The sequence below is a fragment of the Vibrio sp. MOR3 genome (genome assembly GCF_001557775.1).
Classification (GTDB): domain Bacteria; phylum Pseudomonadota; class Gammaproteobacteria; order Enterobacterales; family Vibrionaceae; genus Vibrio; species Vibrio jasicida.
This window is the reverse complement of record NZ_LNRD01000037.1, coordinates 1-1,402: the sequence shown is the minus strand read 5'-3', so window position 1 is coordinate 1,402 and position 1,402 is coordinate 1. Positions and strand designations below refer to the sequence as shown.

The following is a 1,402-nucleotide window of genomic DNA, read 5'->3' as shown; positions in this document are numbered from 1 at the left end:
TATCAATCTGTGTGGACACTCATCGTGAGTAATCATCGTATAAGGAGGTGATCCAGCGCCAGGTTCCCCTAGCGCTACCTTGTTACGACTTCACCCCAGTCATGAACCACAAAGTGGTAAGCGTCCTCCCGAAGGTTAAACTACCTACTTCTTTTGCAGCCCACTCCCATGGTGTGACGGGCGGTGTGTACAAGGCCCGGGAACGTATTCACCGTGGCATTCTGATCCACGATTACTAGCGATTCCGACTTCATGGAGTCGAGTTGCAGACTCCAATCCGGACTACGACGCACTTTTTGGGATTCGCTCACTATCGCTAGCTTGCTGCCCTCTGTATGCGCCATTGTAGCACGTGTGTAGCCCTACTCGTAAGGGCCATGATGACTTGACGTCGTCCCCACCTTCCTCCGGTTTATCACCGGCAGTCTCCCTGGAGTTCCCGACATTACTCGCTGGCAAACAAGGATAAGGGTTGCGCTCGTTGCGGGACTTAACCCAACATTTCACAACACGAGCTGACGACAGCCATGCAGCACCTGTCTCAGAGTTCCCGAAGGCACCAATCCATCTCTGGAAAGTTCTCTGGATGTCAAGAGTAGGTAAGGTTCTTCGCGTTGCATCGAATTAAACCACATGCTCCACCGCTTGTGCGGGCCCCCGTCAATTCATTTGAGTTTTAATCTTGCGACCGTACTCCCCAGGCGGTCTACTTAACGCGTTAGCTCCGAAAGCCACGGCTCAAGGCCACAACCTCCAAGTAGACATCGTTTACGGCGTGGACTACCAGGGTATCTAATCCTGTTTGCTCCCCACGCTTTCGCATCTGAGTGTCAGTATCTGTCCAGGGGGCCGCCTTCGCCACCGGTATTCCTTCAGATCTCTACGCATTTCACCGCTACACCTGAAATTCTACCCCCCTCTACAGTACTCTAGTCTGCCAGTTTCAAATGCTATTCCGAGGTTGAGCCCCGGGCTTTCACATCTGACTTAACAAACCACCTGCATGCGCTTTACGCCCAGTAATTCCGATTAACGCTCGCACCCTCCGTATTACCGCGGCTGCTGGCACGGAGTTAGCCGGTGCTTCTTCTGTCGCTAACGTCAAGTAATGCAGCTATTAACTACACCACCTTCCTCACGACTGAAAGTGCTTTACAACCCGAAGGCCTTCTTCACACACGCGGCATGGCTGCATCAGGCTTGCGCCCATTGTGCAATATTCCCCACTGCTGCCTCCCGTAGGAGTCTGGACCGTGTCTCAGTTCCAGTGTGGCTGATCATCCTCTCAGACCAGCTAGGGATCGTCGCCTTGGTGAGCCATTACCTCACCAACTAGCTAATCCCACCTAGGCATATCCTGACGCGAGAGGCCCGAAGGTCCCCCTCTTTGGCCCGTAGGCAT

Annotated in this window: 1 rRNA gene; it reads right to left on the bottom strand. The window is 53.5% G+C overall.

The features are described 5' to 3' along the window. Nucleotides 1–40: 40 nt before the first annotated feature. A 16S ribosomal RNA gene (locus ATB76_RS26695) occupies nucleotides 41–1,402 on the bottom strand; the annotation flags it as partial.